Annotated in this window: 30 protein-coding genes and 2 pseudogenes; 18 read left to right on the top strand and 14 right to left on the bottom strand. The window is 70.3% G+C overall.

All coding sequences use genetic code 11. The annotated features are described in order from the left end of the window. The first annotated feature begins 125 nt into the window (after positions 1-125). The 4 genes from AC07NS_RS02755 (at position 126) to AC07NS_RS02740 (ending at position 3,087) form a co-directional block, all read left to right on the top strand. Positions 126-1,253, top strand: a complete 1,128-nt coding sequence (locus AC07NS_RS02755; protein ID WP_494601258.1) for an alpha/beta fold hydrolase — start codon at positions 126-128, stop codon at positions 1,251-1,253. 78 nt (positions 1,254-1,331) lie between these two features. Beyond that, complete coding sequence (locus AC07NS_RS02750) at positions 1,332-2,108, top strand: SDR family oxidoreductase (RefSeq protein WP_494601257.1); 777 nt, start codon at positions 1,332-1,334, stop codon at positions 2,106-2,108. A gap of 11 nt (positions 2,109-2,119) precedes the next feature. After that, positions 2,120-2,536, top strand: coding sequence for a dihydroneopterin aldolase (gene folB, locus AC07NS_RS02745; protein ID WP_494601255.1), 417 nt, complete (start codon positions 2,120-2,122; stop codon positions 2,534-2,536). Further along, a complete protein-coding gene (locus AC07NS_RS02740) occupies positions 2,533-3,087 on the top strand; it encodes a hypothetical protein (protein ID WP_494601254.1) in 555 nt (184 codons plus the stop codon). Before folB ends, AC07NS_RS02740 begins: the two co-directional genes overlap by 4 nt. A 46-nt stretch (positions 3,088-3,133) precedes the next feature. Here the strand turns inward: AC07NS_RS02740 and AC07NS_RS02735 are convergent. Then, positions 3,134-3,223 (bottom strand): annotated as a pseudogene (locus AC07NS_RS02735) (hypothetical protein); the annotation flags it as partial. A 149-nt stretch (positions 3,224-3,372) separates the two neighbouring features. Between AC07NS_RS02735 and AC07NS_RS02730 the strand changes: the two are divergent. From AC07NS_RS02730 to AC07NS_RS02715, 4 genes are all read left to right on the top strand, one after another. After that, positions 3,373-3,741 (top strand): DUF4870 family protein, encoded by a 369-nt coding sequence (locus AC07NS_RS02730; protein ID WP_494601253.1) that lies wholly within the window; start codon positions 3,373-3,375, stop codon positions 3,739-3,741. A 4-nt stretch (positions 3,742-3,745) separates the two neighbouring features. Then, complete coding sequence (locus tag AC07NS_RS02725; RefSeq protein WP_494601252.1) at positions 3,746-4,162, top strand: DUF4870 family protein; 417 nt, start codon at positions 3,746-3,748, stop codon at positions 4,160-4,162. A 139-nt stretch (positions 4,163-4,301) separates the two neighbouring features. Further along, positions 4,302-5,369, top strand: a complete 1,068-nt coding sequence (locus AC07NS_RS02720) for a tetratricopeptide repeat protein (RefSeq protein WP_494601251.1) — start codon at positions 4,302-4,304, stop codon at positions 5,367-5,369. Between the two features lie 414 nt (positions 5,370-5,783). Further along, positions 5,784-6,443: an SAM-dependent methyltransferase gene (locus AC07NS_RS02715; protein WP_494601250.1), complete on the top strand. Its 660-nt coding sequence runs from the start codon at positions 5,784-5,786 to the stop codon at positions 6,441-6,443. Between the two features lie 202 nt (positions 6,444-6,645). On the opposite strand, the gene AC07NS_RS02710 is transcribed toward AC07NS_RS02715, so the two are convergent. Next, complete coding sequence (locus tag AC07NS_RS02710) at positions 6,646-7,536, bottom strand: branched-chain amino acid aminotransferase (protein ID WP_494601249.1); 891 nt, start codon at positions 7,534-7,536, stop codon at positions 6,646-6,648. Between the two features lie 80 nt (positions 7,537-7,616). Between AC07NS_RS02710 and AC07NS_RS02705 the strand changes: the two genes are divergently transcribed. The 3 genes from AC07NS_RS02705 (at position 7,617) to AC07NS_RS02695 (ending at position 10,470) form a co-directional block, all read left to right on the top strand. After that, the gene (locus AC07NS_RS02705) at positions 7,617-8,108 is read left to right on the top strand and encodes a MarR family winged helix-turn-helix transcriptional regulator (protein WP_110133232.1); all 492 of its coding nucleotides are present in this window, start codon (positions 7,617-7,619) and stop codon (positions 8,106-8,108) included. Then, positions 8,105-8,806: a response regulator gene (locus tag AC07NS_RS02700; protein WP_494601248.1), complete on the top strand. Its 702-nt coding sequence runs from the start codon at positions 8,105-8,107 to the stop codon at positions 8,804-8,806. The genes AC07NS_RS02705 and AC07NS_RS02700 overlap by 4 nt, the downstream gene beginning before the upstream one ends. Before the next feature lie 320 nt (positions 8,807-9,126). Then, positions 9,127-10,470 (top strand): ATP-binding protein, encoded by a 1,344-nt coding sequence (locus tag AC07NS_RS02695; protein ID WP_494601247.1) that lies wholly within the window; start codon positions 9,127-9,129, stop codon positions 10,468-10,470. Between the two features lie 232 nt (positions 10,471-10,702). On the opposite strand, the gene AC07NS_RS02690 is transcribed toward AC07NS_RS02695, so the two are convergent. Continuing rightward, positions 10,703-11,089 (bottom strand): energy transducer TonB, encoded by a 387-nt coding sequence (locus tag AC07NS_RS02690; RefSeq protein ID WP_494601245.1) that lies wholly within the window; start codon positions 11,087-11,089, stop codon positions 10,703-10,705. Positions 11,090-11,292: 203 nt separating this feature from the next. On the opposite strand from AC07NS_RS02690, the gene AC07NS_RS02685 reads away from it, so the two are divergent. Continuing rightward, positions 11,293-12,018 (top strand): NlpC/P60 family protein, encoded by a 726-nt coding sequence (locus AC07NS_RS02685; RefSeq protein WP_110120604.1) that lies wholly within the window; start codon positions 11,293-11,295, stop codon positions 12,016-12,018. Positions 12,019-12,215: 197 nt separating this feature from the next. Here AC07NS_RS02685 and AC07NS_RS02680 read toward each other — a convergent pair whose 3' ends face one another. The 3 genes from AC07NS_RS02680 to AC07NS_RS02670 form a co-directional block, all read right to left on the bottom strand. Further along, a complete protein-coding gene (locus AC07NS_RS02680; protein ID WP_494601243.1) occupies positions 12,216-12,536 on the bottom strand; it encodes a HigA family addiction module antitoxin in 321 nt (106 codons plus the stop codon). 26 nt (positions 12,537-12,562) lie between these two features. Then, complete coding sequence (locus AC07NS_RS02675) at positions 12,563-12,844, bottom strand: type II toxin-antitoxin system RelE/ParE family toxin (protein ID WP_494601242.1); 282 nt, start codon at positions 12,842-12,844, stop codon at positions 12,563-12,565. Between the two features lie 141 nt (positions 12,845-12,985). After that, a complete protein-coding gene (locus AC07NS_RS02670; RefSeq protein WP_494601240.1) occupies positions 12,986-13,531 on the bottom strand; it encodes a TetR family transcriptional regulator in 546 nt (181 codons plus the stop codon). Positions 13,532-13,612: 81 nt separating this feature from the next. Between AC07NS_RS02670 and AC07NS_RS02665 the strand changes: the two genes are divergently transcribed. After that, on the top strand, positions 13,613-13,921 hold the full coding sequence (locus AC07NS_RS02665) for a DUF6881 domain-containing protein (protein ID WP_494601239.1): 309 nt from the start codon (positions 13,613-13,615) through the stop codon (positions 13,919-13,921). Positions 13,922-14,110: 189 nt separating this feature from the next. On the opposite strand, the gene AC07NS_RS02660 is transcribed toward AC07NS_RS02665, so the two are convergent. Both AC07NS_RS02660 and AC07NS_RS02655 read right to left on the bottom strand, forming a co-directional pair. Beyond that, entirely contained in the window at positions 14,111-14,419 is a 309-nt protein-coding gene (locus AC07NS_RS02660; protein ID WP_494601237.1) for an AzlD family protein, read from the bottom strand. Beyond that, entirely contained in the window at positions 14,416-15,177 is a 762-nt protein-coding gene (locus AC07NS_RS02655) for an AzlC family ABC transporter permease (RefSeq protein WP_494601235.1), read from the bottom strand. The genes AC07NS_RS02660 and AC07NS_RS02655 overlap by 4 nt, the downstream gene beginning before the upstream one ends. Before the next feature lie 141 nt (positions 15,178-15,318). On the opposite strand from AC07NS_RS02655, the gene AC07NS_RS02650 reads away from it, so the two are divergent. Further along, positions 15,319-15,777 carry an Lrp/AsnC family transcriptional regulator gene (locus AC07NS_RS02650; RefSeq protein WP_494601233.1) on the top strand — a complete coding sequence of 153 codons (459 nt, stop codon included), beginning with the start codon at positions 15,319-15,321 and terminating at the stop codon, positions 15,775-15,777. Positions 15,778-15,967: 190 nt separating this feature from the next. Here the strand turns inward: AC07NS_RS02650 and AC07NS_RS02645 are convergent, their stop codons facing one another. Both AC07NS_RS02645 and AC07NS_RS02640 read right to left on the bottom strand, forming a co-directional pair. Further along, entirely contained in the window at positions 15,968-17,092 is a 1,125-nt protein-coding gene (locus AC07NS_RS02645; protein WP_494601232.1) for an NADH:flavin oxidoreductase/NADH oxidase, read from the bottom strand. A 217-nt stretch (positions 17,093-17,309) separates the two neighbouring features. Further along, positions 17,310-17,813, bottom strand: coding sequence for an SRPBCC domain-containing protein (locus AC07NS_RS02640; RefSeq protein ID WP_494601230.1), 504 nt, complete (start codon positions 17,811-17,813; stop codon positions 17,310-17,312). A gap of 104 nt (positions 17,814-17,917) precedes the next feature. On the opposite strand from AC07NS_RS02640, the gene AC07NS_RS02635 reads away from it, so the two are divergent. The 3 genes and pseudogenes from AC07NS_RS02635 to AC07NS_RS02625 form a co-directional block, all read left to right on the top strand. Then, complete coding sequence (locus tag AC07NS_RS02635) at positions 17,918-18,823, top strand: LysR family transcriptional regulator (RefSeq protein WP_494601229.1); 906 nt, start codon at positions 17,918-17,920, stop codon at positions 18,821-18,823. A gap of 75 nt (positions 18,824-18,898) precedes the next feature. Further along, a complete protein-coding gene (locus tag AC07NS_RS02630) occupies positions 18,899-19,138 on the top strand; it encodes a hypothetical protein (RefSeq protein ID WP_494601227.1) in 240 nt (79 codons plus the stop codon). A 27-nt stretch (positions 19,139-19,165) separates the two neighbouring features. Continuing rightward, positions 19,166-19,240: pseudogene (locus AC07NS_RS02625) on the top strand (hypothetical protein); the annotation flags it as partial. 58 nt (positions 19,241-19,298) lie between these two features. Here the strand turns inward: AC07NS_RS02625 and cobS are convergent. Both cobS and AC07NS_RS02615 read right to left on the bottom strand, forming a co-directional pair. Beyond that, complete coding sequence (gene cobS / locus AC07NS_RS02620) at positions 19,299-20,306, bottom strand: cobaltochelatase subunit CobS (protein WP_110120590.1); 1,008 nt, start codon at positions 20,304-20,306, stop codon at positions 19,299-19,301. A 266-nt stretch (positions 20,307-20,572) separates the two neighbouring features. Further along, positions 20,573-20,947 (bottom strand): RcnB family protein, encoded by a 375-nt coding sequence (locus AC07NS_RS02615; RefSeq protein WP_494601225.1) that lies wholly within the window; start codon positions 20,945-20,947, stop codon positions 20,573-20,575. Between the two features lie 162 nt (positions 20,948-21,109). On the opposite strand from AC07NS_RS02615, the gene AC07NS_RS02610 reads away from it, so the two are divergent. Next, complete coding sequence (locus tag AC07NS_RS02610) at positions 21,110-21,877, top strand: phosphatase PAP2 family protein (protein ID WP_494601223.1); 768 nt, start codon at positions 21,110-21,112, stop codon at positions 21,875-21,877. A 124-nt stretch (positions 21,878-22,001) separates the two neighbouring features. On the opposite strand, the gene AC07NS_RS02605 is transcribed toward AC07NS_RS02610, so the two are convergent. Both AC07NS_RS02605 and AC07NS_RS02600 read right to left on the bottom strand, forming a co-directional pair. Continuing rightward, positions 22,002-23,093 (bottom strand): DUF2336 domain-containing protein, encoded by a 1,092-nt coding sequence (locus AC07NS_RS02605; protein WP_110133351.1) that lies wholly within the window; start codon positions 23,091-23,093, stop codon positions 22,002-22,004. Then, positions 23,093-23,806, bottom strand: coding sequence for a hypothetical protein (locus AC07NS_RS02600; protein ID WP_494601221.1), 714 nt, complete (start codon positions 23,804-23,806; stop codon positions 23,093-23,095). The genes AC07NS_RS02605 and AC07NS_RS02600 overlap by 1 nt, the downstream gene beginning before the upstream one ends. Positions 23,807-24,047: the final 241 nt, after the last annotated feature.

Here is a 24,047-nt window from a genome sequence, read left to right as displayed (position 1 = left end):
GATCAACAGGCGCCGGCTTTTCGAGCGCCGTTCGGTGAGAGGGCGCCGAGAGGCGTTGCGACGGCGCGCGGCTCGGCTAAACCGATGCGTTCACCAGCCGTGCGTCTCGCCCAAGGAGTTGCATGATGTTCCGCCGCCTCTTCGCCCTCGCATCGGCCGCCCTCGTGTCAGGCGCCCTGCTGGCCGGTCCGGCCCTGGCCCAGGATCCCGCCGCCCCGCCGCCGACCGAGGCCCACTACGCCACGGCCCGGGCGCTGATCGCCGACCGCCAGAAGATCGTGACCCCCAACGGCATCCAGGTCGCCGAGCAGGTGACGCTCAACGGCCTGCCGCAGTGGATCAGCATCCGCGGCGCCGACCGCGCCAATCCGGTGATCATCTATGTGCACGGCGGCCCGGGCGCGACCGAGATGGGTCGCAGCTGGCCCTACCAGCAGGGCTGGGAGGACTGGTTCACCGTCGTTCAGTGGGACCAGCCGGGCGCCGGCAAGACCCTGCGCTCGGCCGGCGAGGCGGCCAACCGCGCCCACCTCTCCCGCGCCCAGATGACCAGCGACCTGCTGGCGCTGATCGACAATGTGCGCGGCCGCGTCGGGGCGCGGAAGGTCATCCTGCTCGGCCACTCCTGGGGCAATGTCATCGCCATGGACGCGGCCATGGCCCGGCCCGACCTGGTGGCGGCCTATGTCGGCGTCGGCCCGCTGTTCTCGCTGCGCGCCAACGAGGCGGCCCAGTACCAGGCGCTGCTGAAGATGGCCGCCGAGCGCAAGGACGAGACGGCCCTGGCCGAGCTGAAGGCCCTGGCCCCCTATCCCGGCGACGGCGACATCCCGTTCGACAAGGTCAATGTGGTGCGCAAGTGGGTGAAGGCCTACGGGGGTCTCGCCGCCTATCGCGACAACGCCGACTTCTATTTCCGCGCCGCCCGGCTTTCGCCGCTCTACGACTACGCCGACCGCCTGGCCATCGACCAGGGCGGCCAGCTGTCGGTGCCGGCCCTGCTGCCCGACATGGCGGCGGTGGACCACACCAGGATCGCCGCGACCAAGTTCCCGGTCTTCATGTTCCTGGGCCGCCACGACATCACCACCCCCTCGTCGGTCATCGAGCCCTGGCTCACCCGCCTGAAGGCCCCGAAGAAGGAGCTGGTCTGGTTCGAAAACTCCGCCCACCTGCCGCCGCACGAGGAGCCGGGCAAGTTCCTGGTCGCCCTGGTCGAGAAGGTGCGGCCGCTGGCGGTGGAGAAGAAGTAGACGCACTCCCGCGTCCATCGCAAAGGATCGCATCCGGCGCTATGAACGCCGTCCGTCCCAGGCTGTCCCGAGACCCGCATGCCAACGCCTTCCTCCCCCCCATCCCCCCGCGGCGGCGCGCTGGTCACCGGCGCGGGGCGTCGGATCGGGCGGGTGTTGGCGCTGGAGGCGGCGCGGGCGGGGTATGATGTGGCCGTGCACTACCGCTCGGCGCGGGACGAGGCCGACGAGGTCGTGGCCGAGATCGCCGCCCTGGGCCGCCGGGCCGTCGCCGTGCAGGGGGAGCTGTCGGATCCCGAGATCGGCGCGGCCCTGGTCGGGGCGGCTTCCGAAGCGATCGGGCCGCTGACCCTGCTGGTCAATTCCGCCTCGACCTTCGAGGACGACCGCATCGGCGCTGTCACCGCCGACAGCTGGGACCGCCACATGGACGCCAACCTGCGCGCGCCGGTGCTGCTGGCTCAGGCCTTCGCGGGCGCCTTGCCGGCGGGCGTCAAGGGCCTGGTGGTCAATCTGGTCGACCAGAGGGTGCTGAAACCCAACCCGCAGTTCTTCAGCTACACCGTCTCGAAAGCGGGCCTCTGGTGGGCGACCCAGACCCTGGCCCAGGCCCTGGCGCCGGCCGTGCGGGTCAATGCGATCGGGCCTGGACCGGTGCTGGCCTCGGTGCATCAGGCCCCCGGCGAGTTCGAGGCCGAGGCCGCAGCCACCCCCCTGGGCGCGGCCGTCGATCCGGCCGAACTGGCCGCCGCCATGCGCTATCTCATTGACGCGGCTTCGGTCACGGGCCAGATGATCGCGGTCGACGGCGGCCAGCACCTGGCCTGGCGCACGCCCGACGTCCTCGGTTCCTGAAGGCCCCCGCCGTGTCCGTCTCCCCCCTCTCCGACAAGCCGTTCGCGGCTTCCGCCCCCGCCCCCGTGGTCAAGGTCATCGTGACCAAGGTCTTCGTGCGCGGCCTCAAGGTCGAGGCCGAGATCGGCGTCTACGACCACGAGCACGGCCGCGTGCAGCCGCTGGTCATCGACGTCGAGCTCGACGTCGCCGCCGTGCACTGCGAGCAACTGGGCGACACGGTGAACTACGAGACCATCCGCAACGCCGCCCAGGACATCGCCGCCGCCGGCCATATCGACCTGGTCGAGACCTTCGCCGAGCGCCTGGCCCAGGCCTCCTTCGACGACCATCGCGTCACCCGCGCCCGGGTGCGGGTGGAAAAGCCCCTGGCCCTGGCCCCGCACGCCGCCGCCGCCGGCGTCGAGATCACCGCCGTCCGCGGGTGAAAGGGCCGACACACAGCGCTCGCCTCGCCCCGTTCCAGCCCGAGACGGCCTGGAGCCTGGAGGGCGGCACGCTGGTGGAACGGCGCGGCGGCCGCGAACGCCGCTTCGACCTCGAGCACCTGACCCGCTACCGCCTGGCCATGCCGCGCGGCGGCGGTCGCCAGCGCGCCCTGATCCTCAGCTTCGGCCGTCGCAAGCTGGCAATCGCCTCGCAGAGCTGGCGCGGCCCCGGCCGCTTCGACGACCGGCTGGAGAGCTTCTCGCTGCTGGCCCGCGCGCTCGCCGCCGTCGGCGCCGACCTTTCGCCCCGCGCCCGCTTCGAGACCGCCGGCTTCAAGCTGGCCGACGCCGTGAGCCTGGTGGCCGGCCTGCTGGCGATCGGCACCATCGCCCTGCTGCTGCTGGCCGTGTCGTCCTCGATGCGCGGCATGGCCATCGACGTCGCCGCCCGCATGGCCTTCCTGCTCCTGCTGCTGTTCGCCGCGGTCCCGTGGCTGCCGAAGGGCGAGACGCTGGATCCGCACGACCTGCCGGCGCGGTGGTTGCCTTAAGAAGGCGAGCGCGGCGGACTCTTCTTATCCGCCGCAAATATTCATCGTCATCCCGGCCGCAGCGAAGCGGAGAGCCGGGACCCAGGGGCCGCCGCAGTGCAGTGGCCCCTGGGTCCCGGGTCTGCGGTCCGCTGCGCGGCCCTTCGCCCGGGATGACGAACTGATTTGATCAACCGAGATCGTGGCTCTCGCCTCATCCCAGGCCACCTCTCCGAACCTTCATTTGCATCGCCGCGCGTTTTTGGCGAGCATCCGGAAAACATCGCTTTTCAACGAAGGACGCCCGTGACCGATCCCGTGCAAGACCAAACCGTCCCGCCCGCCCTGCAGGACGACAAGACCATGGCGATCGTCGTCTACGCCTGCTACCTGGCCGGCTGGGTGACGGGCTTCTCGCCGATCGTCGGCCTGGTGCTGGCCTATGTCTCGAAGGGTTCGGCGCCGGAATGGCTGCAGAGCCACTACGTCTTTTCCATCCGCACCTTCTGGCTGTCGCTGCTGTTCGCGGTGATCGGCGTCCTGACCCTGATCATCGGCGTCGGCGCCCTGATCCTGGTGGCTGTCGGCATCTGGGTGACGGTGCGCGCCGCCGTCGGCCTGTCGTGGCTGCTGAAGGGCCAGGCCTATCCCACGCCGCGCAACTGGATGCTGTGAGCCGATGAGCGACTTCATCCAGGCCGACCTCGATCCGGGCGCGGAGCGTCACTCGGAAGACAAGATCCTGCCGGGGGTGGTCTACGGCCTCTACCTGCTGGGCTTCACCAACGGCCTGACCTTCTTCATCGGCCTGATCGTCGCCTATGTGCAGCGCGGGTCGGCCGGGCCGGTCAACGAGAGCCACTATACCTTCGCGATCCGCACCTTCTGGCTGTCGATCGCCTGGTTCCTCGTGGGCCTGGGGCTGGTGCTGTTCGGCATTCCGCTGTCGCTGGTGCTGATCGGCATCCCGATGCTGATCGCCGGGGTGGTGATCCTGTCGGCGATCAGCCTGTGGTTCGTGGTCCGCTGCATCGCCGGCATCGCCTATCTGGTGAGGGGCGAGGCCTATCCGCGTCCGCGCGCGTGGCTGATTTAGAGGCAGACGGCGCCGTGGGCGCCTGCACGGGCGTCGTACAGGTTATCGGTGTTCCCCTGACAGGCGAGCAGGCTCGACGCGCCCCCCTCGCTCCTATGACTTTCCGCCCCTGGCGGACGGACGTCGTGGAGGGGGCGACATGCTGGCTCGCATCGTAGGGATCATCTTGGGGCTGATCCTGACGACGTCGGGATACGTGATTGCAGGTCTGGGCGCGCTGGGGACGTGGGCCGCGGACTGGGATCTCGGCCCGTTCGAGCCGCACCGGCCGTTCGCCGGTTGGGCGGCGATGACGATAGGGGGGATCCTTCTCGTCGCCGCCCTAACTCCGCGAAAGGGTGCGAGCCGCGCCAAGTCGCGGACCAAGAGGAGCGCCCGTGGGGACGGGCGCTCCTCGGCCGGTCCGGCCGTGCTGGATCTGGGGGAGCCGGTCGCGACCCCGGCCGTGGCCGTCGAGCCGGCGCCGGCCGCGACCCCGGTCGTGCAAGCCGAACCCGCCATCGAGCCTGAGTCCGTTCAGCCCGAGCCGGTCCAGCCCGAGCCCGTCGCGGTCGTCGCGCCGGCGCCGCCTGTCGCGCCTGCGCCGACGCCGGTCGTCCTGCCCCCCGCCGAAGCCGACTTCGAGACCCTGCGCGCCGAGCTTCTGAGCCTCACCGCCGCCGAATCCTGGAACCCGGCCGCCCGCGTGCTGGCCCGGATGGTCCGCGTCGCCCGCACCGACCGCGAGCGCGCCGTCGCCCATCGTGACCTGGGCGACTTCGCCGCCGGCCAGGGCCGCCACGACGACGCCGCCGAGGCCTATGAGGAAGCCGTCTCCTACGCCCGTTCGGTCCGCAAGGCCTCGCCGGGCGATCCGTCGGCGGACGAACTGCTGGCCGGCGCCCTGGCCGGGATCGGCGACGTCGCCGAGGCCGAGGGCCGCCTGAACGAGGCCTTGTCGGCCTTCGAGGAAGCCCTGGCCCTGCGTCGCTCGCCCGGCGGCCGCGAAGCCGCCGACCCCGGCGCCCAGCGCGCCCTGTCGGTGGCGCTGGAGCGCCTGGCCGACCTGCGCGAGGACCGCGGCCACCGCATGCGCGCGCTCGACCTCTATCGCGAAAGCTACGACGTCACCGCCCGCCTCGCCGCCGCCGACCCGGCCCGCTTCGGCCTCGACCTCGCCGCCACCCGCGCGAGGCTGGCCGAGATCGAGGCCAAGGTGGCGGGCTGAGAGTTTCCCTCTCTCTGTGAGAGAGGGAGGGGCCCACGCCGCAGGCGTGGGAGGGTGAGAGGTAACAAACTCTCCGATATCCCCACTATCGTCATCCCGGCCGCACGCCCGCGAAGGCGGGCGGAAGAGCCGGGACCCAGGAGACTGGGCGCGGCGTCTGGGTTCTCGGTCCGGCGTTGGCCGACGCATGGCCGGCGGCCCCTGGGTCCCGGCTCTACGGTCCGCTTCGCGAACCTTCGGCCGGGATGACGAGGAAAGAGCATCAAGGTTTTTCGGCCGCCGGTGAAACCTCTCACCCTCCCACCGCTTCGCGGCGGGCCCCTCCCTCTCTCAAAGAGAGAGGGAATATCATTGCGGCTCCGCACGCGTGGCGACGTCTAACCCTGGTCTGGTAAACTCCCGGGGGAAATCGCGATGGTCTACATGCGCTGGCGACGGTTCGTCGAAATGGCGTCGCTGGACCGCCCGTGGCTGGGCGACCTGATGGAGAAGCGCAAGGGCGAGGCCTTTCGCGCAGCGCCCGTCGAGCGCTGGGACCAGGAATATCGCGACGGCGTCTACGACCGCCTGCACCGCTCCGACCAGCGCCACCATCACCGCCTGCTGGCCGCCATGATCGCCGACCGCTGGCCGGGGGCGCGGGTGCTCGAGATCGGGGCCGGCGAGGGGGTGTTCTTCGAGGCCCTGCGCGCCCACGGCCCGGCCCGCTATGTCGGCGTCGACTTCTCCGCTCCCGCCGTGGCCAAGGGCGTCGAGCGCCTCTCGGCCGAGATCGCCGCCGGCCAAGTCGAACTGCTGCTGGGCGACGGCCGCAGCTTCGAGATCGACGAACAGTTCGACGTGGTGGTGTTCTCCGAGTGCATCGAGCACCTGGGCGAGGTCGAGCCGCTGATCGCCCACTACCGCCCGATGCTGGTCCCCGGTGGCGCGGTGGGCCTGACCATGTGGCTGTCGCTCAAGCCGCTTCGCCTGTGGCGGCGGTTGAAGGCCCTGGGCGCGGTGCTGGACGAGGCGGTGGTCAACACGCCCTGGGGCGGCGGTTGGCTGGTGGCGACGGTGGGGGTGAGGGGCTGAGGTAAGGAACCTCCCCCCTCTGGGGGAGGCGATCGCGCAGCGATCGGTGGGGGGGAGTGATAGCGAAGCCGGCCGACGTCTCGGAAGCTGAAAACGGCCCCCCACCGGCCTTCGGCCGCCTCCCCCAGAGGGGGAGGTTTCAAAGAAAAACCCCGGAGCATCGCCCCGGGGTCTCTCGATCTCAAAGCTCGAAGCCCAGCCCTTACGCCGGCACGACCTCTTCGCGACGCACGAGGGCCGCATAGGCGTCCATCAGGCTCAGCGACAGCTTGCCGGGCGTGAAGGTGAACTCGCCGATCTCGGCGACCGGGGTCACCTCGGCGGCGGTGCCGACGATGAAGCATTCGGTGAAGCCCGAGAGCTCCTGCTTCTCGATGTGGCGCTCGACCACCTCGATTCCCTTGCCCTTGGCGATCTCGATCACCGTGCGGCGGGTGATGCCGTCCAGGAAGCAGTCGGGCTTGGGCGTGTGCAGCATGCCGTCCTTGACGAAGAACACGTTGGCGCCGGTCGCCTCGGCCACATAGCCGCGGTAGTCCAGCATCATCGCGTCGGTGTAGCCGTCCTTCTCCGCGGCGTGCTTGGAGATGGTGCAGATCATGTAGAGGCCGGCGGCCTTGGCGGCGACGGGGGCCGTCTTCGGATCGGGGCGGTTGTACTTGGCCCAGGTCAGACGGATGCCCTTGGCCTTCAGCGCCGGGTCGAAGTAGCTGGGCCAGTCCCACACGGCGATGGCCACGTGGATCTTGGTCTGCTGCGCCGAGACGCCGATCATCTCGCTGCCTCGCCAGGCGATCGGGCGCACATAGCAGTCCGACAGGCCGTTCTTGGCGGCCGTCGCCTTGCAGGCCTCGTCGATCTCGGCCACCGTGTAGGGGATTTCGAAGTCGAGGATTTCGGCCGACTTGAACAGGCGCTCGGTATGCTCGGTCAGCTTGAAGATCTCGCCGCCGTACATGCGTTCGCCCTCGAACACCGACGAGGCGTAGTGCAGGCCGTGCGTCAATACGTGCACCTTCGCCTCGCGCCAGGGAACGAACTGGCCGTCCAGCCAGATCCATCCGTCGCGATCATCGAAGGGAACGAGAGACATCGGTCCAAGACCTCCTTATTTGGAACCCGGTCCTTAGACGCCCGAGGAGCCGGAAGGTCAAACAAAATGGACGCGCCCGCATGACGCCGCACGCCGATCCCCGCCTGATCCTGCGCGAGGAGGAGCTCGATGGAGGCCTGGAGTTGATTCTCCTGGCCGAGGCGGCGCTGTGGGCGGCGGTCGACGGGGTGCTGGAGACCGAAGGGCCGGGCCTGGGGCGCTCGCACTGGCGCGCGGCCTTCCTGCTGCGCCGGCGCCCTGGCATCGGGGTGCAGGACCTTTCGAAGCTGACCAGCCTGTCGAAACAGGCCGCCAGCAAGACCCTTTCGGACCTGCAGAAGCTGGGCCTGGCCGAGAAGGCCGCCGGCGATCTCGACGCCCGTCGCCGGCCCGCCGTGCTGACCGAGGCCGGGCGCGCCTTCGAGGCCCGGGTCAGCGAGCGCCTGCGCGCCTTGCTCGGCCGCGCCTATCGCACCGGCGGCCTCGACGGCGTGCCCGGCGCGCGGCGGATCCTGGCGGCCCTGGCCGGTCCGCGCCAGGGCGTCGGCGTCAATCGGAGGGAGGCGCTGTGAGCCCCGAGGAAAGACGCGAACGTCATCTCCTGGTGGTCGACGACGACGACCGCATCCGCGACCTGCTCAAGCAGTTCCTCAGCCGCGCCGGCTTCCGGGTCAGCGCCGCGGCCGACGCCGCCCATGCCGACCGGCTGGTGGCGGTGATGGACTTTGATCTGCTGGTGCTCGACGTGATGATGCCCGGCGAGGACGGGTTCTCGTTCACCAAGCGCCTGCGGGCCAAGGGCGGCGAGGTCGGCAAGGTGCCGATCCTGATGCTGACCGCCCGCGACCAGACCGGCGACCGCATCGAAGGCCTGACCCACGGCGCCGACGACTACCTGGCCAAGCCGTTCGAGCCGCAGGAACTGTTGCTGCGCATCGAGTCGATCCTGCGCCGGGCCGCGCCCAAGCCGATCGGCCCGCGCGAGATCGTCATGGGGGACTGCGCCTTCGCCCCCGATCGCGGCGAGTTGACCCGCGCGGGCGTCCCGGTGCGCCTGACCGAGGCCGAGGTCGCCCTGCTGCGGCGCCTCGCCCGCGCCCTGCACGAACCCGTCGACCGCCTGGAACTGGCCCGCGACACCGCCGACGCCACCGGCCGCGCGGTCGACGTCCAGGTCACCCGCCTGCGCCGCAAGATCGAACCGGACCCCAAGAACCCCCGCTACCTGCAGACCGTGCGCGGGGTGGGCTATCGGCTGGCGCCGGATTGATGGCTAGGCATCAGGGAACCTCCCCCCCTGGGGGAGGCGGCCGTAGGCCGGTGGGGGGGCGTTTTCAGCTTCCGCCGCGCTTGGCCGATCTCGCAAGAACTCCCCCCACCGATCGCTGCGCGATCGCCTCCCCCATGGGGGGAGGTTCCTTGCTCAAGATCCTCCCCCTGAAGGGGGAGGTGGCGCGAAGCGCCGGAGGGGGAAGTGTCTGCGGAGCCGGGGAAGTCACTTCCCCCTCCGTCGGCGGAGTTTATCCTCGGGCCGGCCAGAGGCCGGACCCGGGGGCGGCCACCTCCCCCTTCAGGGGGAGGGTCTAGGTCATGCGCCTGCGCACCCGCCTGTTCATTCCGCGCCAGATCAAGCGCTGGCTGCCGACCTCGCTGTTCGGCCGGTCGCTGCTGATCATCGTCCTGCCGGTGGCGGTGATGCAGATCGCCGTCACCTGGGGGTTCTTCGACGCCCACTGGGAGACGGTAAACAGCCGCCTGTCCGAAGGGCTGGCCGGCGACATCGCCTGGGCCGTGGCCACCTACCAGGACGATCCCAGCCCCGACGCCGTGGCCCGCATGGCCGATCGCGCCGAGCAGACCATGGACCTGTCCATCGCCCTGCTGAAGGGCCGCGAACTGCCCACGGGCAAGCGGCCGGCGATGTTCGCCTCGCTCGACCGCTCGATGCAGCGGGCGCTGGAGGAGCGGCTGGACGAGCCCTTCTGGTTCGACGCCTCCAACCGCTACGCCGCCCACGTCGAGATCCGGGTGAAGGTCAAGGAAGGCACCTTGCGGATCTTCGCCCCGCGCGACCGCGCCTTCGCCACGCAAGGCCACATCTTCATCCTGTGGATGGTGGTGGCGACCATGCTGCTGACGGCGATCGCCATCCTGTTCATCCGAAACCAGGTGCGGGCCATCGAGCGCCTGGCCGACGCCGCCGACGCCTTCGGGCGCGGGGCCGAGCACGAGTTCAAGCCGCACGGCGCGCGCGAGGTGCGCCAGGCGGCCCAGGCCTTCCTGTCCATGAAGGCCCGCATCCAGCGCCACATCGAGCAGCGCACGGCCCTGCTGGCCAGCGTCAGCCACGACCTGCGCACCCCGCTCACCCGGCTGAAGCTGGAGATGGCCCTGGCCGAGCCCGGCCCGCAGGTCGAGGCCATCAAGCGCGATCTCTCCGAAATGGAGCACATGATCGACGAGTACCTGGCCTTCGCCCGGGGGGAGGGCGGCGAGGCCCTTCAGGCCGTCGAGCTGGCGCCGCTGATCGCCGGGGTCTGCGCCGGGGCCGAGCGCGGCGGGGCCAGCGTCGAGACGGTGCTGGAGCAGGGGCTGAGCGCCAACCTGCGCCCCAGCGCCTTCAAGCGGGCCCTGGCCAACCTCGTGGACAACGCCGCCGCCCATGGCGACACCGTCCGCGTCACCCTGGAGCCGCGCCTGACCGGCGGGGTGCTGATCATGGTCGACGACGACGGCCCCGGCATTCCCGAGGACCGCTACGAAGAGGCCTTCAAGCCCTTCAACCGCCTCGACGAGTCGCGGAACCAGAACGAGAAGGGCGTGGGCCTCGGTTTGGCCCTGGCCCGCGACATGGCCCGGGGCCTGGGCGGCGACCTGGTGCTGGAGCGCTCGCCCATGGGCGGACTGCGGGCCGTGATGCGCCTGCCGGGGTAGACCCGGTCAGTGGCCCAGGGCTATCGCATATGGATTTTGGACGTGGGTTAGGTTCCAAAGAAACCGCTTTCCTGGGCCTTGTGCCCAGGATCCATGGTTCAGCTCTCGTTGAATTTGGCTTGGCCCTCGGACTTTCGGCTTCGCGAGACGTCAAAATCACAGCCTGCCGCCGATATGGATCCTGGGCACAAGGCCCAGGAAGGCAGCTTCAATTTCATATGCGTAGCCCTGCCTAGTGGCCGAAGCCGGCCCGCCAGGTGATCGGCAGGGTGATCCAGCGGCCATCGACCGGCTTGCCGTCGCGGTCCACGGGCTTCATCCTGAACAGCCGCGACAGCTTCAGGGCCGCGTCGCCGACGCCCTTGTCGACCGGGGTCTCGCTGGTCACCGTGCAGGACGAGAGGGCGCCGGCCGCGTCGAGCTGGCACTCCAGCACGCCCTTGGCGACCGCGCCGTGCAGGGCCTTGGGATAGAGGCGGGTCATGTCGTCGACGCTCGGCGTGCGCACCCAGACCGGCTTGGCCACATAGTCGCGCGCCTGCGCCGCGGCCTGCCCACCGATCGCCAGCGTCGCGACCGCCAGCAGCGCGCCGCACCCCAGACCCGTCCAAATCTTCATTTCGAATCCCCGACCATATTGCGCCGCGACTATGGAGCGCCCGGCGCGGGGTTTTCAACCACAGGGCGGCCTGGCCGGGGCGCGACCGCTTCCGACGCAGCGGTGATGTAAGGATTGCGGGCAATCCGTGAAATACACTCCATGATTGACTCGTGGCGCGGCTTGTCGTTCGGATAACACCGCTACGCGACGGAGTTGCGGTCATGAAAATCAAGGACATACAGCAGCAGCTGGCGGCGCGCGGCTATACGCCCGGGCCGATCGACGGGGTGTGGGGACGGGCCACGGTGGCCGCCGTCCGCCGCTTCCAGCTCAAGCACGGGCTCGAGCCCGACGGGGTGGTCGGCCCCCTGACCCTGGCGGCCCTGTTCCAGGGCGCCCCGGCGGTCAACGCCCCCACGCCCCTGACCCTGGCCGATTTCGACGACCCGGGCCTCGTCTGGTTCCAGGAGGCCCGCCGGCTGATCGGCACCCGCGAGAAGCCTGGCCGGGGCGATAATCCCGAGATCATCGACTGGGCCTCCGACCAGGGGCTCAAGAGCATCTACACCGGCGACGACGTGCCCTGGTGCGGCCTCTTCGTGGGTCACTGCGTCTCGGCCACCCTCGACCGCGAGCCGACCCCGGCCGGCCTGCTGTCGGCCCGCGCCTGGGAGCGTTTCGGCATCCCCACCGCCCCGACGCCGGGCGCGGTGATGGTGTTCTGGCGCGACGGCCGTGGCAGCGGCAAGGGCCATGTCGGCTTCTACGCCGGCGAGGACGACGGGGCCTATCGCATCCTCGGCGGCAACCAGTCCGACAGCGTCTCCCTGGCCTGGCTGACCAAGGAACGCTTCGTCGCCGCCCGCTGGCCCGCCACCGTGCCCCCGCCCGTCGCCCGCGCGATCAAGGTGGCCCGCAACAGCAGCCTGTCGTGGAACGAGGCTTAGGGGGAACGAGGCTTAGGCCTGATCGTCATTCACCAGCCTGAGCTCATTTTTCACCGAGCATCCCCGCGAAGGCGGGGATCCAAGCCGAGGTGGCGGTTGATCCACGGCCGAGCCTCATCCTGAAATCCAGCTTGGATCCCCGCCTTCGCGGGGAGAGGCGGATTTGAAGGTCGCGAACAGCTGAATGTCGATACGGCTTAAGCCGCGACCAGCGGCTTGATCGCTTCCAGGTCGGCGCGGCGCTCGATCACCGTCCGGGACAGGTCGTGCTGGGCCTGCAGGTTCATCCAGAACCGGGCGTCCATGGAAAACACCCGCTCCAGCCGCAGAGCCGTGTCGGGCGTCACGGGCTGGGCCTCGCGGGCCAGGCGCTCGATCCGCGTTCGGTCCTTCAGCCCCATCGCCTTGGCCAGCGCGCCCGCCGTCAGGCCCATCGGCGCCATGAAGTCTTCGCGCAGGATCTCGCCGGGGTGCGGCAGCGGCGAGACGAAGTCGAGATCGAGGAAGGTGTCGCTCATCGTCCGTGTCCTTTGCATCCATGCGCTCAGTGATAGTCGCCGAACCAGACGTCTTCCGGTCCGTCGTCGCCCCACCGGAAGGTGATCCGGAACTGGTCGTTCACGCTGACCGACCACTCGCCGGCCCGATCCCCGTCCAGGGCGTGCAGGCGATTGCCGGGCGGTATGCGCATCTGCGCCGCCTCGGTGACCGCGTTCAGCTGGGTCAGCACTCGACGGGCTCGCCGCACGAGATTGGCGGGAAAGCCCTTGGGCGAATGTCCCAGGAATACGGCTTTGGCGGCGTCGCTCTTCCAGCTTTGGATCATCAATGTCCGCCATCATGTGTAGCGTATCGCGCTACGAATGTCGAGCGGAATGTAGCGCAGTGCGCTACGGTCGCTCGCCGACGATCAAACTTAACCTTGGCGGGAGTTTATGGGCAATGACGCGCCTATAGATTGCGCCCCCTAGAACCCCGCGCCCACCTTGCCCAGCTGCTCGGCCATCTGCTTCAGGCGCTTGTCGAGTTCGGCCATGGTGCGGTTCAGGGCGCCTTCGTCGTCGCGCCAGACCTGCAGGGCGCGAGCCCAGACGGCGGTCATGGCCGCAAGGCGCACGGGCGTGGCCTCGACGCTCGCCGCCTCCAGGATCGCCCGGGCGGTCTTGGGGAAGCGGGCGGCCGAGCGGGGCAGGCCTTCGGACTTGGCGATCGCGATCAGGGCGTGGCGGTGCGGCTCCATGGCCTCGATGCGGGCCATGGCGGCGTCGAACAGGCGGTCGTGGGCGGCCGCGCCCTCGCCGGCGTCGGCGTTCAGCGCCGCCTGGTCGAAGCGGCGCGACAGGTGGCTGAGCACCTTGGCCTTGCTGTCGGCCTTCACATAGAGCTCGGCGAACGGCGCGCCCGCCGCCACGGCGATGTCGCGCAGGGCGATCTGCGGCCAGGGACGGTCGGCGGCCAGCGACAGGGCCGCGGCGGCCGCGCGGTCGAGCAGGTCTTCGGCGGGCGTGGTCATGATCAAAGAGATGGCCGTGCGGAGGAGGCATGGCAAGGGCGGGCCTTGCCCCGCGCGGCGCGGCGGGGGAAAGGAGCGGCCATGAGCCTTTCCCACTACCGCTGCGACTGGACCCACGACCACGCCGACGAGCCCGTCACCCTGTTCTACGAGGTCGACGAGGACGGCCGCGTGCTGCGCATGGTCGACGTCTTCCGCGACGGCCGCCGCGAGCGCGACAGCGTCGCCAACTATTTCGGCCCCGAGGCCGACAACCTGACCGACGGCGACTTCTACGAGAGCACCGAGAACCTGCGGGCCGGCTACGAGGCCGTCGAGGGCGACGAGCGGATGTCGCTGGTCCAGGTCGAGGCGGCCGCGTTCGAGGCCGCCTGGCGGCCGGACGCCTGAGGGGGTCTTTCTCAGCGCCCTTTCACCGTCATCCCGGAAAGCGCGCAGCGCTTATCCGGGACCCAGGGGACTGGGCTCGGCGCCTTGTCTGGCCGCCAGGGGTGTTGGCCGCCGCATTGCCGCCCGCCCCTGGGTCCCGGCTCTTCGCTTCGCTGCGGCCGGGATGACGGGCTTGGGAGGGGGCGAGCCCTACCCCATCAGCCACCGCAGCCCGCCGGCCGCGACGATGCCGATCGGCACCACGGCTAGCATCGGCAGGCGCAGGGCCGCTGCGAACGTGATCGCCAGGGCCAGCAGGTCGGCCGGGCGCGGCGAGACGAAGTGCGGGGCGATCACCGCGATCAGCACGCAGCCGGGGGCGGCCTCCATCACCGCCGTGGCGCGCGGCCCCAGCGTGCGGTTCCTCAGCATCAGATAGCCGCCGATGCGGGTCAGGTAGGTGACGCCGGCCATGGCCAGGATCGTCAGCAGGACGGGCAGGGAGATCAGCGAGGTCATTGGGCGGCCTCTTCTTCGGTCTTGCCGGCCCACACCCAGGCGCTCAGCAGGCCCGCCAGGGCGCCGGCCGCCACGGTCCAGGCCCCCGGCGCCAGCAGGTGGCCGGTCGCGGCGACCACCAGGCTGACCAGCCACGGCCGGGCCGCCGAAAAGCTCTTCCACATGCCGCGCAGCAGCACGAGGAAGATCGCCGGAAAGGCCATGTCGAAGCCCAGGGTCTCGACGTTCCCCAGCACCGGTCCCACCATCGCGCCCAGGGCGGTGAAGGCGATCCAGGCCAGCCACATCGGCAGGGCCACGCCTAGGTAGTGGGCCAAGCTGAAGGTCCCGCGCGCTTTCGCATCCGCCAGGGCCATGGCCCAGCTCTCGTCGCACATCAGGAACAGGGCCGGCAGCACGCGGCGCTTGGGCAAACCCTTGAGGAACGGCGTCAGGGCCGCGCCCATCAAGAGGTGGCGGCTGTTGATCATCAGCGTCACGGCGGTGATCAGCAGCAGGTGCGGCGGCGAGGTCCACAGGCCGATGACCGCGAACTCCGAGCCGCCGGCGAAGTTGAGGCCCGTCATCAGCGGCGTCTCGGCGACGCTCAGGCCCTTGTGGGCGGCCTGGGCGCCCAGCACCAGGGCGAACGGTACGAAGCCGGCCGTCACCGGCAGCGAGGCGACGAGGCCTCTGGTGAATTCGGCCCTGGATTCAGAGCGCAGTTCGGAGGGCCCGTCGCCAGGCATGGCGGCGGGAGCGCAGGTTTCGATTGTCATGGGCGACCGGAGGAGGAGCGGTTGCGGGAAGGATTGGCAGCCTAGCGCAAACCTCGCGCAATCGGGTTGCGATCATGCTCCCATATGATCAATGATTGGCATCCAGGCGATGCTGATCGCCAGATCCTGGCAGCAGATTCCATGAAGCTCGACGACATCGACCGCCGCATCCTGCGCGAACTGCAGAAGGACGGCCGCATCCAGAACGCCGAGCTGGCCAAGCGCGTCGGCCTGTCGCCTTCGCCCTGCCTGCGGCGGGTGCGGATCCTGGAGGAGTCGGGGATCATCGAGCGCTATGTGGCGGTGATCGACGCGGCCAAGGTGGGCCGGGGCCAGACCTTCTTCACCCGCATCTGGCTGAACTCGCAGAACGAGGACGCCGTCGAGCACTTCGTCGCCGAGATCGAAAAGATGCCCGAGGTGGTCGAGTGCTACGTCATGCTCGGCGACTGCGACCTGCTGCTGCGCGTGGTCGCCGCCGACATCGCCGCCTACCGCCGCTTCCAGGCCGACCACCTGACCCGCATCCGCGGCGTGCTCAACGTCAAGACCGACATCCCGGCCCAGACCATGAAGCAGACCTACGCGGTGCCGCTTTAGATCCCCTCTCCCGTCCCCAAGGTCGTCATCCCGGCCGGAGCGAAGCGCAGAGCCGGGACCCAGGGGCTAGCGACGTGACGTCGGCGGCGGCTGAAGGCGCCAGCCAAACCCCGATGCGCCGACCCCTGGGTCCCGGATAAGCCCTGCGGGCTTTCCGGGATGACGAGGTTTGGAGGGGGAGAAGGTCTCCTTACTCCGCCGCCGCCGCCAGCTCCGCCGCCGGACGATACTTGTCCAGCCAGTGGGCATAGGGCGCCGGCAGGGTCGCCCAGGTGGGACGCTCGACGCCCAGTTCCTGGGCCAGCTCGTAGGCGTAGTGCGGATTGGCGAGATGGGCGCGGCCGATCATCACCAGGTCCATCTGCTCCTCGGCCACCAGGCTTTCCGCCAGCTTCGGCGCGTCCAGGCCCCAGGACGAGGCCACCGGCAGGCCGGCCTCCTCGCGCACCCGGCGGGCGATCGGACCCAGGAACGGCGTGCCCCACGGGATGTTGGTGTTCGGGATGGTGAAGCCGACGCTGACGTTCAGCAGGTCGAGGCCCCCGGCCTTCATCCGGCGGGTCAGGTCGATGGAGTCGACCAGGGTCTCCTCGTCGTGGCCGTCATATTCCAGCACGCCGAAGCGGGCGGTCAGCGGCAGGTTCTCCGGCCATTCGGCGCGGACGGCCGCCAGGGTCTCTTCCATGAACCGACCGCGCGCCAGGGCGTCGCCACCGTACTGGTCGGTGCGGTGGTTGGAATGGCGCGAGAAGAAGCTCTGGGCCAGGTAGCCGTGGGCGAAGTGCAGCTCCAGCCACTCGAAGCCGGCCTCGCGGGCGCGGCGGGCGGCGGCGGCGAAGTCGGCCTTCACCCGCTCGATGTCGGCCAGGGTCATCTCGCGCGGAACCTTGGGCAGGCCCTGGCCGTAGGCGATGGCCGACGGGGCGATCGTCTGCCAGCCGCGCGGGTCGCCCTCGGCGATGTGGTCGTCGCCTTCCCACGGACGGTTGGCGCTGGCCTTGCGGCCGGCGTGGGCGATCTGGATGCCGGGCACGGACCCGGCCGCCTTGATGGCCGCGGCGATCTTGGCCAGGCCTTCAGCCTGCTCGTCGGTCCAGATGCCGGTGCAGCCGGGCGAGATGCGGCCCTCGGGCGACACCGCCGTCGCCTCGACGATCACCAGCCCCGCCCCGCCGCGCGCCAGGCCGGCATAGTGCGGCAGGTGCCAGTCGGTCGTGACGCCGTCCTCGGCGCTGTACTGGCACATCGGCGGGATGGCGATGCGGTTGCGAAGGGCGGCGTCCTTCAGGCGGAAGGGCGTGAACAGGGCGGACATGAAGGGCGTGCTCTTTCGACGGGGAGGAAGGGCGCAGATGTGGGCGCGGGCGGAGCGGCTCAAGGGCGATGGTGGAAAAGCAGCTGTGCCTTGGGGGCACAGGCGGCGGTAGATGCTCCCCCTCTGGGGGAGCTGTCGCGAAGCGACTGAGGGGGTCTTGCGCCGGCGCTGGCCCCCTCCGGCCCTCCGGGCCACCTCCCCCAGAGGGGGAGGATCTTTACGCTCGCGCCGCTTTCGCCAGGCCGTCGAGCCACGCCTGGTGGGCGTTGAGCATCGGGTTGGGCAGGGTCGCGGCCAGGTCCCGCGCCGGCTGACCGTTCTGCGTCTCCTGGGTCAGGATCCGCACGCGGCCGCCGTCGAGATCCTCGACCAGCCAGGCGTGGTGAACGTCGAGCCGCTCGGTCGCGTCGCCCTCGACCCAGCCGTGCCAGGCGATGCGGGCCGGCGCGCCCTCGGTCGGCGGAACGAACTCCACGACCTTCCCCTCCACGAGGAAGCCGAAGGTGGTGAAGCGGAAGCGCGCGCCGGCGGAAAGTTCCGGACCCGGAACGTCATGGAACGCGATGTCCGACGCGTTCTCGTAATAGGTCGGCCAGGCCGTCGCCGTGGCCAGCAGCGGCCAGACCTGGGCGGCGGTCAGGCCGGGGACGATGATCTCGTTGGAGACGAAGTTGTCGGTGGTCCCGGGCAGGTAGCCTTCGGGCCAGTGGATGGCGTGCATGGGGAAACCTCGATAGGCGGGGACGGGGGCGTCCCTGGACGAGGTGTCAGATGCGCTTCGCCGCGCTATAAGGCCAATCGCCATTCGGTATCGGATCCATAACGATGCGCGATATCAAGACGCTCGACCTCAATCTGCTGAAGACGCTGGACGCCCTGCTCGACACCCGCAGCGTCACCGCCGCCGCCGATCGCCTGGGCCTGACCCAGCCGGCGGTCAGCGGCATGCTGGCTCGCCTGCGCGACGCCTTCGACGACCCGCTGTTCGTCCGCGCCCGCCGGGGCGTGACGCCGACCGATCGCGCCCTGGCCCTTGCCGGCCCGGTGCGCGAGGTGCTGGCGGGCGTCGAGGCCCTGCTGCGCCCGGCCGCCTTCGACCCGGCCACCGCGGCCTTCACCCTGACCCTGGCGGCCACCGACTATGCGCTGGAAGCCATCGTCGCCCCGTTCATGGCCGCCTTGCGCCGCCGCGCCCCGAACCTGGTCGTCGCCGTCAAGCCGCTGGACGACGCCCGCGTGCTGGGCCAGTTCGAGCGCGGCGAGGTCGACATCGCCTTCATGACGCCGCAGACCAGCCCGCCCGAACTGCACGCCCGCGCCCTGTTCGACGAGACCTACGTCTGCGCCCTGCGCGCCGATCATCCGGACGCGCGAAAGCCCCTGTCGCTCGACCGCTTCTGCGCCCTGGACCACGCCCTGGTGTCCTATTCGGGCGAGCCGTTCTTCGGCGTCACCGACGCGGCCCTGGCTCAGCTCGGCCGCACGCGGCGGGTGGCCCTGTCGGTGACCAGCTTCCTGATCCTGCTGAAGCTCCTGCGCACCACCGACCTGATCGCCGTGGCGCCCCGCCGGCTGGTCGAGGACGCGCCGGGCCTGGTCTTCCGCGACCCGCCGATCGAGATCCCCGGCTTCACCAAGACCGCCGTCTGGCACGACCGCACCCACCGCGACCCCGGCCGCCGCTGGGCCCGCGACCTGCTGTTCGAGACGGCGGCGGCGAGCGTCGGCTAACCGACCAAGCCGGCCCCGCGTTTCTGATATGACCGTTTCTCCGAGGGCGCGGCGTCGCCCCGGGGAGGGGCGGCCATGGTCGAGCGCGACTTCTGGTCCTGGAACGTCGGCTGCGAGGCCTGCGGCACGCGCGGGCGCGTCGATCTATCCGAGTGGGACGATCCTCTGGCCGAGCCCTACGGCTTCCGGGTCGACGTCGTCTCCCCCGGCTTCGTGATCAAGCACTACGGCCAGACCGGCCTCGACACCGCCATCGCCTGCGCCTCGTGCGGCGCGATCGTCCGGGACGTGCTGGGGCGACCGGGGGCGCTTTAAGCGCGTTTCTCAGCGCAACTCAAAAGTCGTCATCCCGGCCGCAGTGAAGCGGAGAGCCGGGACCCAGGGGCGACCGCAGTGCGCCGGCCCCTGGGTCCCGGATAAGCCCTTCGGGCTTTCCGGGATGACGATGATTTCGTCGGCTTGGCGGACGGCGGCCTTACGCCACCTTCACCCGGGCGGCGCTTTCCGGCAGGTCCTGGCCGAAGGCCCGCTGGTAGAACTCGGCGACGGTCGGGCGCTCCAGTTCGTCGCACTTGTTGAGGAAGGTCAGGCGGAAGGCCAGGCCGATGTCGCCGTCGAAGATCTCGGCGTTCTGGGCCCAGGTGATCACCGTGCGCGGGCTCATGACGGTCGAGATGTCGCCGTTCATGAAGGCGTTGCGGGTCATGTCGGCCACGCGGACCATGGCCGCCAGGGTGCGCTTGCCCTCGGCGTTGTCGTAGGACGGGTTCTTGGCCAGCACGATGGCCGCCTCGACGTCGTGGTCGAGGTAGTTCAGCGTGGTGACGATCGACCAGCGGTCCATCTGGCCTTGGTTGATCTGCTGGGTGCCGTGATAGAGCCCGGTGGTGTCGCCAAGACCGATGGTGTTGGTCGTCGAGAACAGCCGGAAATACGGGTTGGCGCGGATGACGCGGTTCTGGTCGAGCAGGGTCAGCTTGCCGCCGGCCTCCAGCACGCGCTGGATGACGAACATCACGTCCGGACGGCCCGCGTCGTACTCGTCGAACACCAGGGCGATCGGGCGCTGCAGCGACCAGGGCAGAATGCCTTCGCGGAATTCGGTGACCTGCTTGCCGTCCTTCAGGACGATGGCGTCCTTGCCGACCAGGTCGATCCGCGACACGTGGCTGTCGAGGTTCACGCGCACCAGCGGCCAGTTCAGGCGGGCGGCGATCTGCTCGATATGGGTCGACTTGCCGGTGCCGTGATAGCCCTGGACCATCACCCGGCGGTCCTTGGCGAAGCCCGCGCAGATGGCCTTGGTCGTCTGCGGATCGAAGCGGTAGGCGCTGTCGATCTCCGGCACGTGGCTGTCGCGATGGCTGAAGGCCGGAACCTTCATGTCGCTGTCCACGCCGAAGGCGTCGCGAAGCGTCACCCACTTGTCCGGGGCCAGGGTGATCAGGGGATCGGCGGCGTGGCTGTCGGTCAGTTCGGGCATGTTTTCCGATTAGCGCTTCGACCCCCGGGAGGGGAAGGGGGAATTGCGGAAATGGGGAGGCCAGATCATCAAGGAACCTCCCCCTGTGGGGGAGGCGATCGCGTAGCGATCGGTGGGGGGAGGCGTTGCAAGGACGATCCGCTGTCTCGGAAGCTGAAACCGTCCCCCCTCCGGCCTTCGGCCGCCTCCCCCACGGGGGGAGGTTCCGCGCACGCGAAAAGGGCGGCGGATCGCTCCGCCGCCCCTCGCGTGGGACTGGAAAGTCCTTAGTGGTTGGCGATGATCACCGAGGCGATCAGGCCGGTGGCGACGGCGGCCAGGACGTACTGGTCGTTCACGCGCTGCCAGCGGTAACCGCGGGGCGGCTGGCGCAGGCCGTGACGGCGGTAGTCCTTCACGTAGTAGCCGTCGCCGCGATAGCGGGCGTCGAGGCGTTGGCCCTTGGCCCAGCGGCGGGCTTCGCGGCGATCGTCGCGACGGTCGTCACGGCGTTCCTGGCGGGCCTGGTCCTTGCGGCCCTGCTCGTAGGCGCGCTGTTGCTGATAGCGGTCGTCGTGACGGGGCTGGGCCATGGCCGTCCCCGACAGGGCGGTCCCGGCCAGCAGGGAGGCGGCGACGGCGGTGATGATGAGACGCTTCATGGCGTAGTCCTTTCCTTCGATGTCCCCACCTTAGACAGGTCGTTTTGGACTGGTGATGAACGGCGAAGATCAGGAACGGTTCATGTTTCATTCATGAAATATTGTAGCAATACCTGCGCTATTCGAGTTGCGCCGATCGGCGATTTCGCGCGTTGAGTGCGCATGACCCTGAAGCTTCGTCCCAAGCTCCGTTTCAACCCCCGCCGCGACCTGCCGCTGCTGCTGAAGACCGCCCGGCGCGAACTGGCCGCCACCGCCGCCCTGCTGGTGGCGGGCCTGGGTCTGCTGGCCTTCCTGAACATCGCCGACGAGGTGGTCGAGGGCGACACCCGCCGGCTCGACCTGCAGGTCCTGCAGGCCCTGCGCCTGCCCGGCCAACCGCACCAGCTGGTCGGCCCCGAATGGCTGCACACGGCCGCCGCCGACGTCACCGCGCTTGGTTCGGTGACGGTGCTGACCCTGCTGGTGATCCTGGCCCTGGCGGCCCTGGCCAGCCTGCGCCGCTGGGCCGAGGCCCTGGTGGTGCTGGTCGGGGCGGCCGGCGGGGTGGCGATCAGCCAGGGCCTCAAGCACCTTTTCCTGCGCGAGCGCCCCGACCTTGTCTACCGCGCCGTCGAGGCCGCCAACCCCAGCTTCCCGAGCGGCCACGCCATGCTGTCGGCGGTGGTGTTCCTGACCCTCGGGGCGTTGGCCGCGCGGTTTTCGGTCAAGCGCCGGCTGAAGGCCCTGGCGCTGGGGGCGGCGGTGTTCTTCTCGGTGCTGGTGGGATTGAGCCGGATCTATCTCGGCGTCCACTGGGCCAGCGATGTCCTGGCCGGCTGGTGCGTCGGCGCCGCCTGGGCCATGGCCTGCTGGCTGGCCGCGTGGGGGTGGTCGAGACTACTTCCTTCTCCCCTTGCGGGAGAAGGTGGCGGCGAAGCCGACGGATGAGGGGTCTCTCAGAAGAAAGCCGCGTCCGGTCGTTCAGCCATCGCGGCTGACAGGCCTTTCGACCCCTCACCCGACCCCCGCCTTCGCGGGGGCCACCCTCTCCCGCAAGGGGAGAGGGAAGAGGTCAGGCCGCCGCCACGGCCCCCGTCTTGCGCCGCATGCGCCAGAACCGGATCGTCCGCAGGGCGCTCTCGCGGGGCAGGGCGGCGTAGAGTTCGCCGTAGGCCTTGGCCTTGCCCATCACCTCGTCCGACGGATCCAGGATCAGCAGGGCGAAGGTCAGGAACAGGGCGCGGTCGAAGTCGGCCGCCTTGCAGACCACGGCCAGGCCGTCGAGCTCCTTGCGCTCGAGGATCTTGCGGGCGGTGTGGAAGTCGATCTCGGCCATGTCCGACAGGGCGCCGAGGAACAGGGTGGTCTGCTTGGCGCGCAGCATGCCGGCCAGGGCCTGGGGCGTGACGCCGCCGCGGGCCTTGATCTTGGCGAACTCGGCCATGGCCGCGTCGTAGTCGGCCGGCAGGGCGCCGTCGCGGGCGGCCAGGCGGTTGCGGCCGGCGGCCAGGGCCGCCTCCAGCACCGCCGGGTCCAGCGCCTCGTTGCGGGCCATGATCCGGTCGCGCAGCCGGGCCTCGGCCACGAAATACATCTCGTTCAGCAGGTCGACCGGCAGGCTCTGGCGGTCGATCACCGCCTCGTGCAGGGCCGGATTGGCCTGGGCGCGGTCGACCACGGTCTCGTGCGCCGCGCGCGACAGCTCCGCGCCCTCGTTGCGGATCAAGACGCCCAGGGTGTCGTCGTCGCCACGCGCCACGATGGCGTCGGAGACGGCGCTCGACACGCGGGCCCGGCTGGAGATCGCCCGCAGGTGCTCCTGGCCCTGCGTCTGGGCCACGTGCAGCAGGTCGGCGTCCGACAGCGTCGCGGCGCCCGACAGGATCGGGCTGGCGACGGCGATGCTGTCGCTGATCAGGTTGCGGGTCAGGGCCGGCGGCGGGCTGGCCGACTGGCCCAGGCGCTCGGCCAGCTCGACCCGGACGGCCTCTTCCATCTCGCCGGCCAGCTGGCCCATGACCTGGTCGAACAGGCCCATCTCGACGGCCCCATGGTCGTCGGCGGTGAAGAACAGATCGGTCACCCCGCGCAGCAGGTCGCGGCGGCGGGCGCTGGACGGCTCGTCGGCGAGGGCGATCAGGTCGTGCAACCGCGATTGCAGCATCAGAGGTCGCTCTCCTCGGCGGTCTTTTTCTTCTTCGTCGGCGCGTCGCGGCCGGCCTCCTGGGCGGCCTCCGCCAGCCACGCGGCCGAGCCGTGGTCGGGCTCGCCGTCATCCGCCGGGGCGGTGGCGACGGCGGCCGGGTCGACGGCCATCAGCACGGTGTTGGGCGGGCCGGGGGCCTCGATGCGGTCGGGCGTCAGGCCGAACATCCGGCCGACCGAATAGGTGCGCGGGGCGAGACCATCCGGAGCGCGGGCGTTGGCGGCGTAGGTGGTGGTCTGGGCCTGCACGGGCGGCGCGGGCGGACCGCCGGCCAGCTCGCGCGGCGCGGCGGGCGGGATCGCGGCCGAAGCCACGGGCGGCGAATAGAGGCTGGTCGGCAGGGCGCCCTGCTGGGGCGCCGGCTGGACGGCCTGCGGAACCGGCGGAGCGTAGACCGGAGCGGGGGCGGTCCGCTGTGGCGCGGGGGCGGCGTTGGCGTAGCCGGCCCAGGCGGCGACCGGAGCGGGACGGCCGTTCGTGCGCGGGTCCTGCGCGTCGGGCGTCGGGGCGGCGGCCTTGCCGGTCCAGCTCAGGGTCGGACCGGTATAGTCGGCGCGGGCGGCGGCCTCCACGCGCTGGCTGCGCGGCCCGTAGCGGCTTTCACGCGCGTCCTCTGCGCGCGCCGGAAGGGCGACGCTGGCGAGCAGCAGCAGGGACAGAACGAGGCGCATGCCGGTCCGGGCGTGGGTATTGCAGTCTGCAACCCTTAGCCGACGCCGCTTAATCGCCGCCTAACGGCATGGCTCCAGCGTCGGGCGTGCGACATTTTGGGTGGAGCGGTCCGGCGCCTCGTCCTCTGCCGCCATCCCTTTCTCTCCCGTCATTCCCGCCCTTGTGGCGGGAACCCCTCGTTCCGCTCGCAGGTGAAGCGCAAGCGACGTGCTGAGCACGTCGCCACTACCGTCCTTGCGG

Source organism: Caulobacter sp. GW821-FHT10A10 (assembly GCF_059415745.1).
The sequence above is the reverse complement of the archived record's forward strand: the minus strand, read 5'-3'. Positions and strand labels throughout refer to the sequence as shown.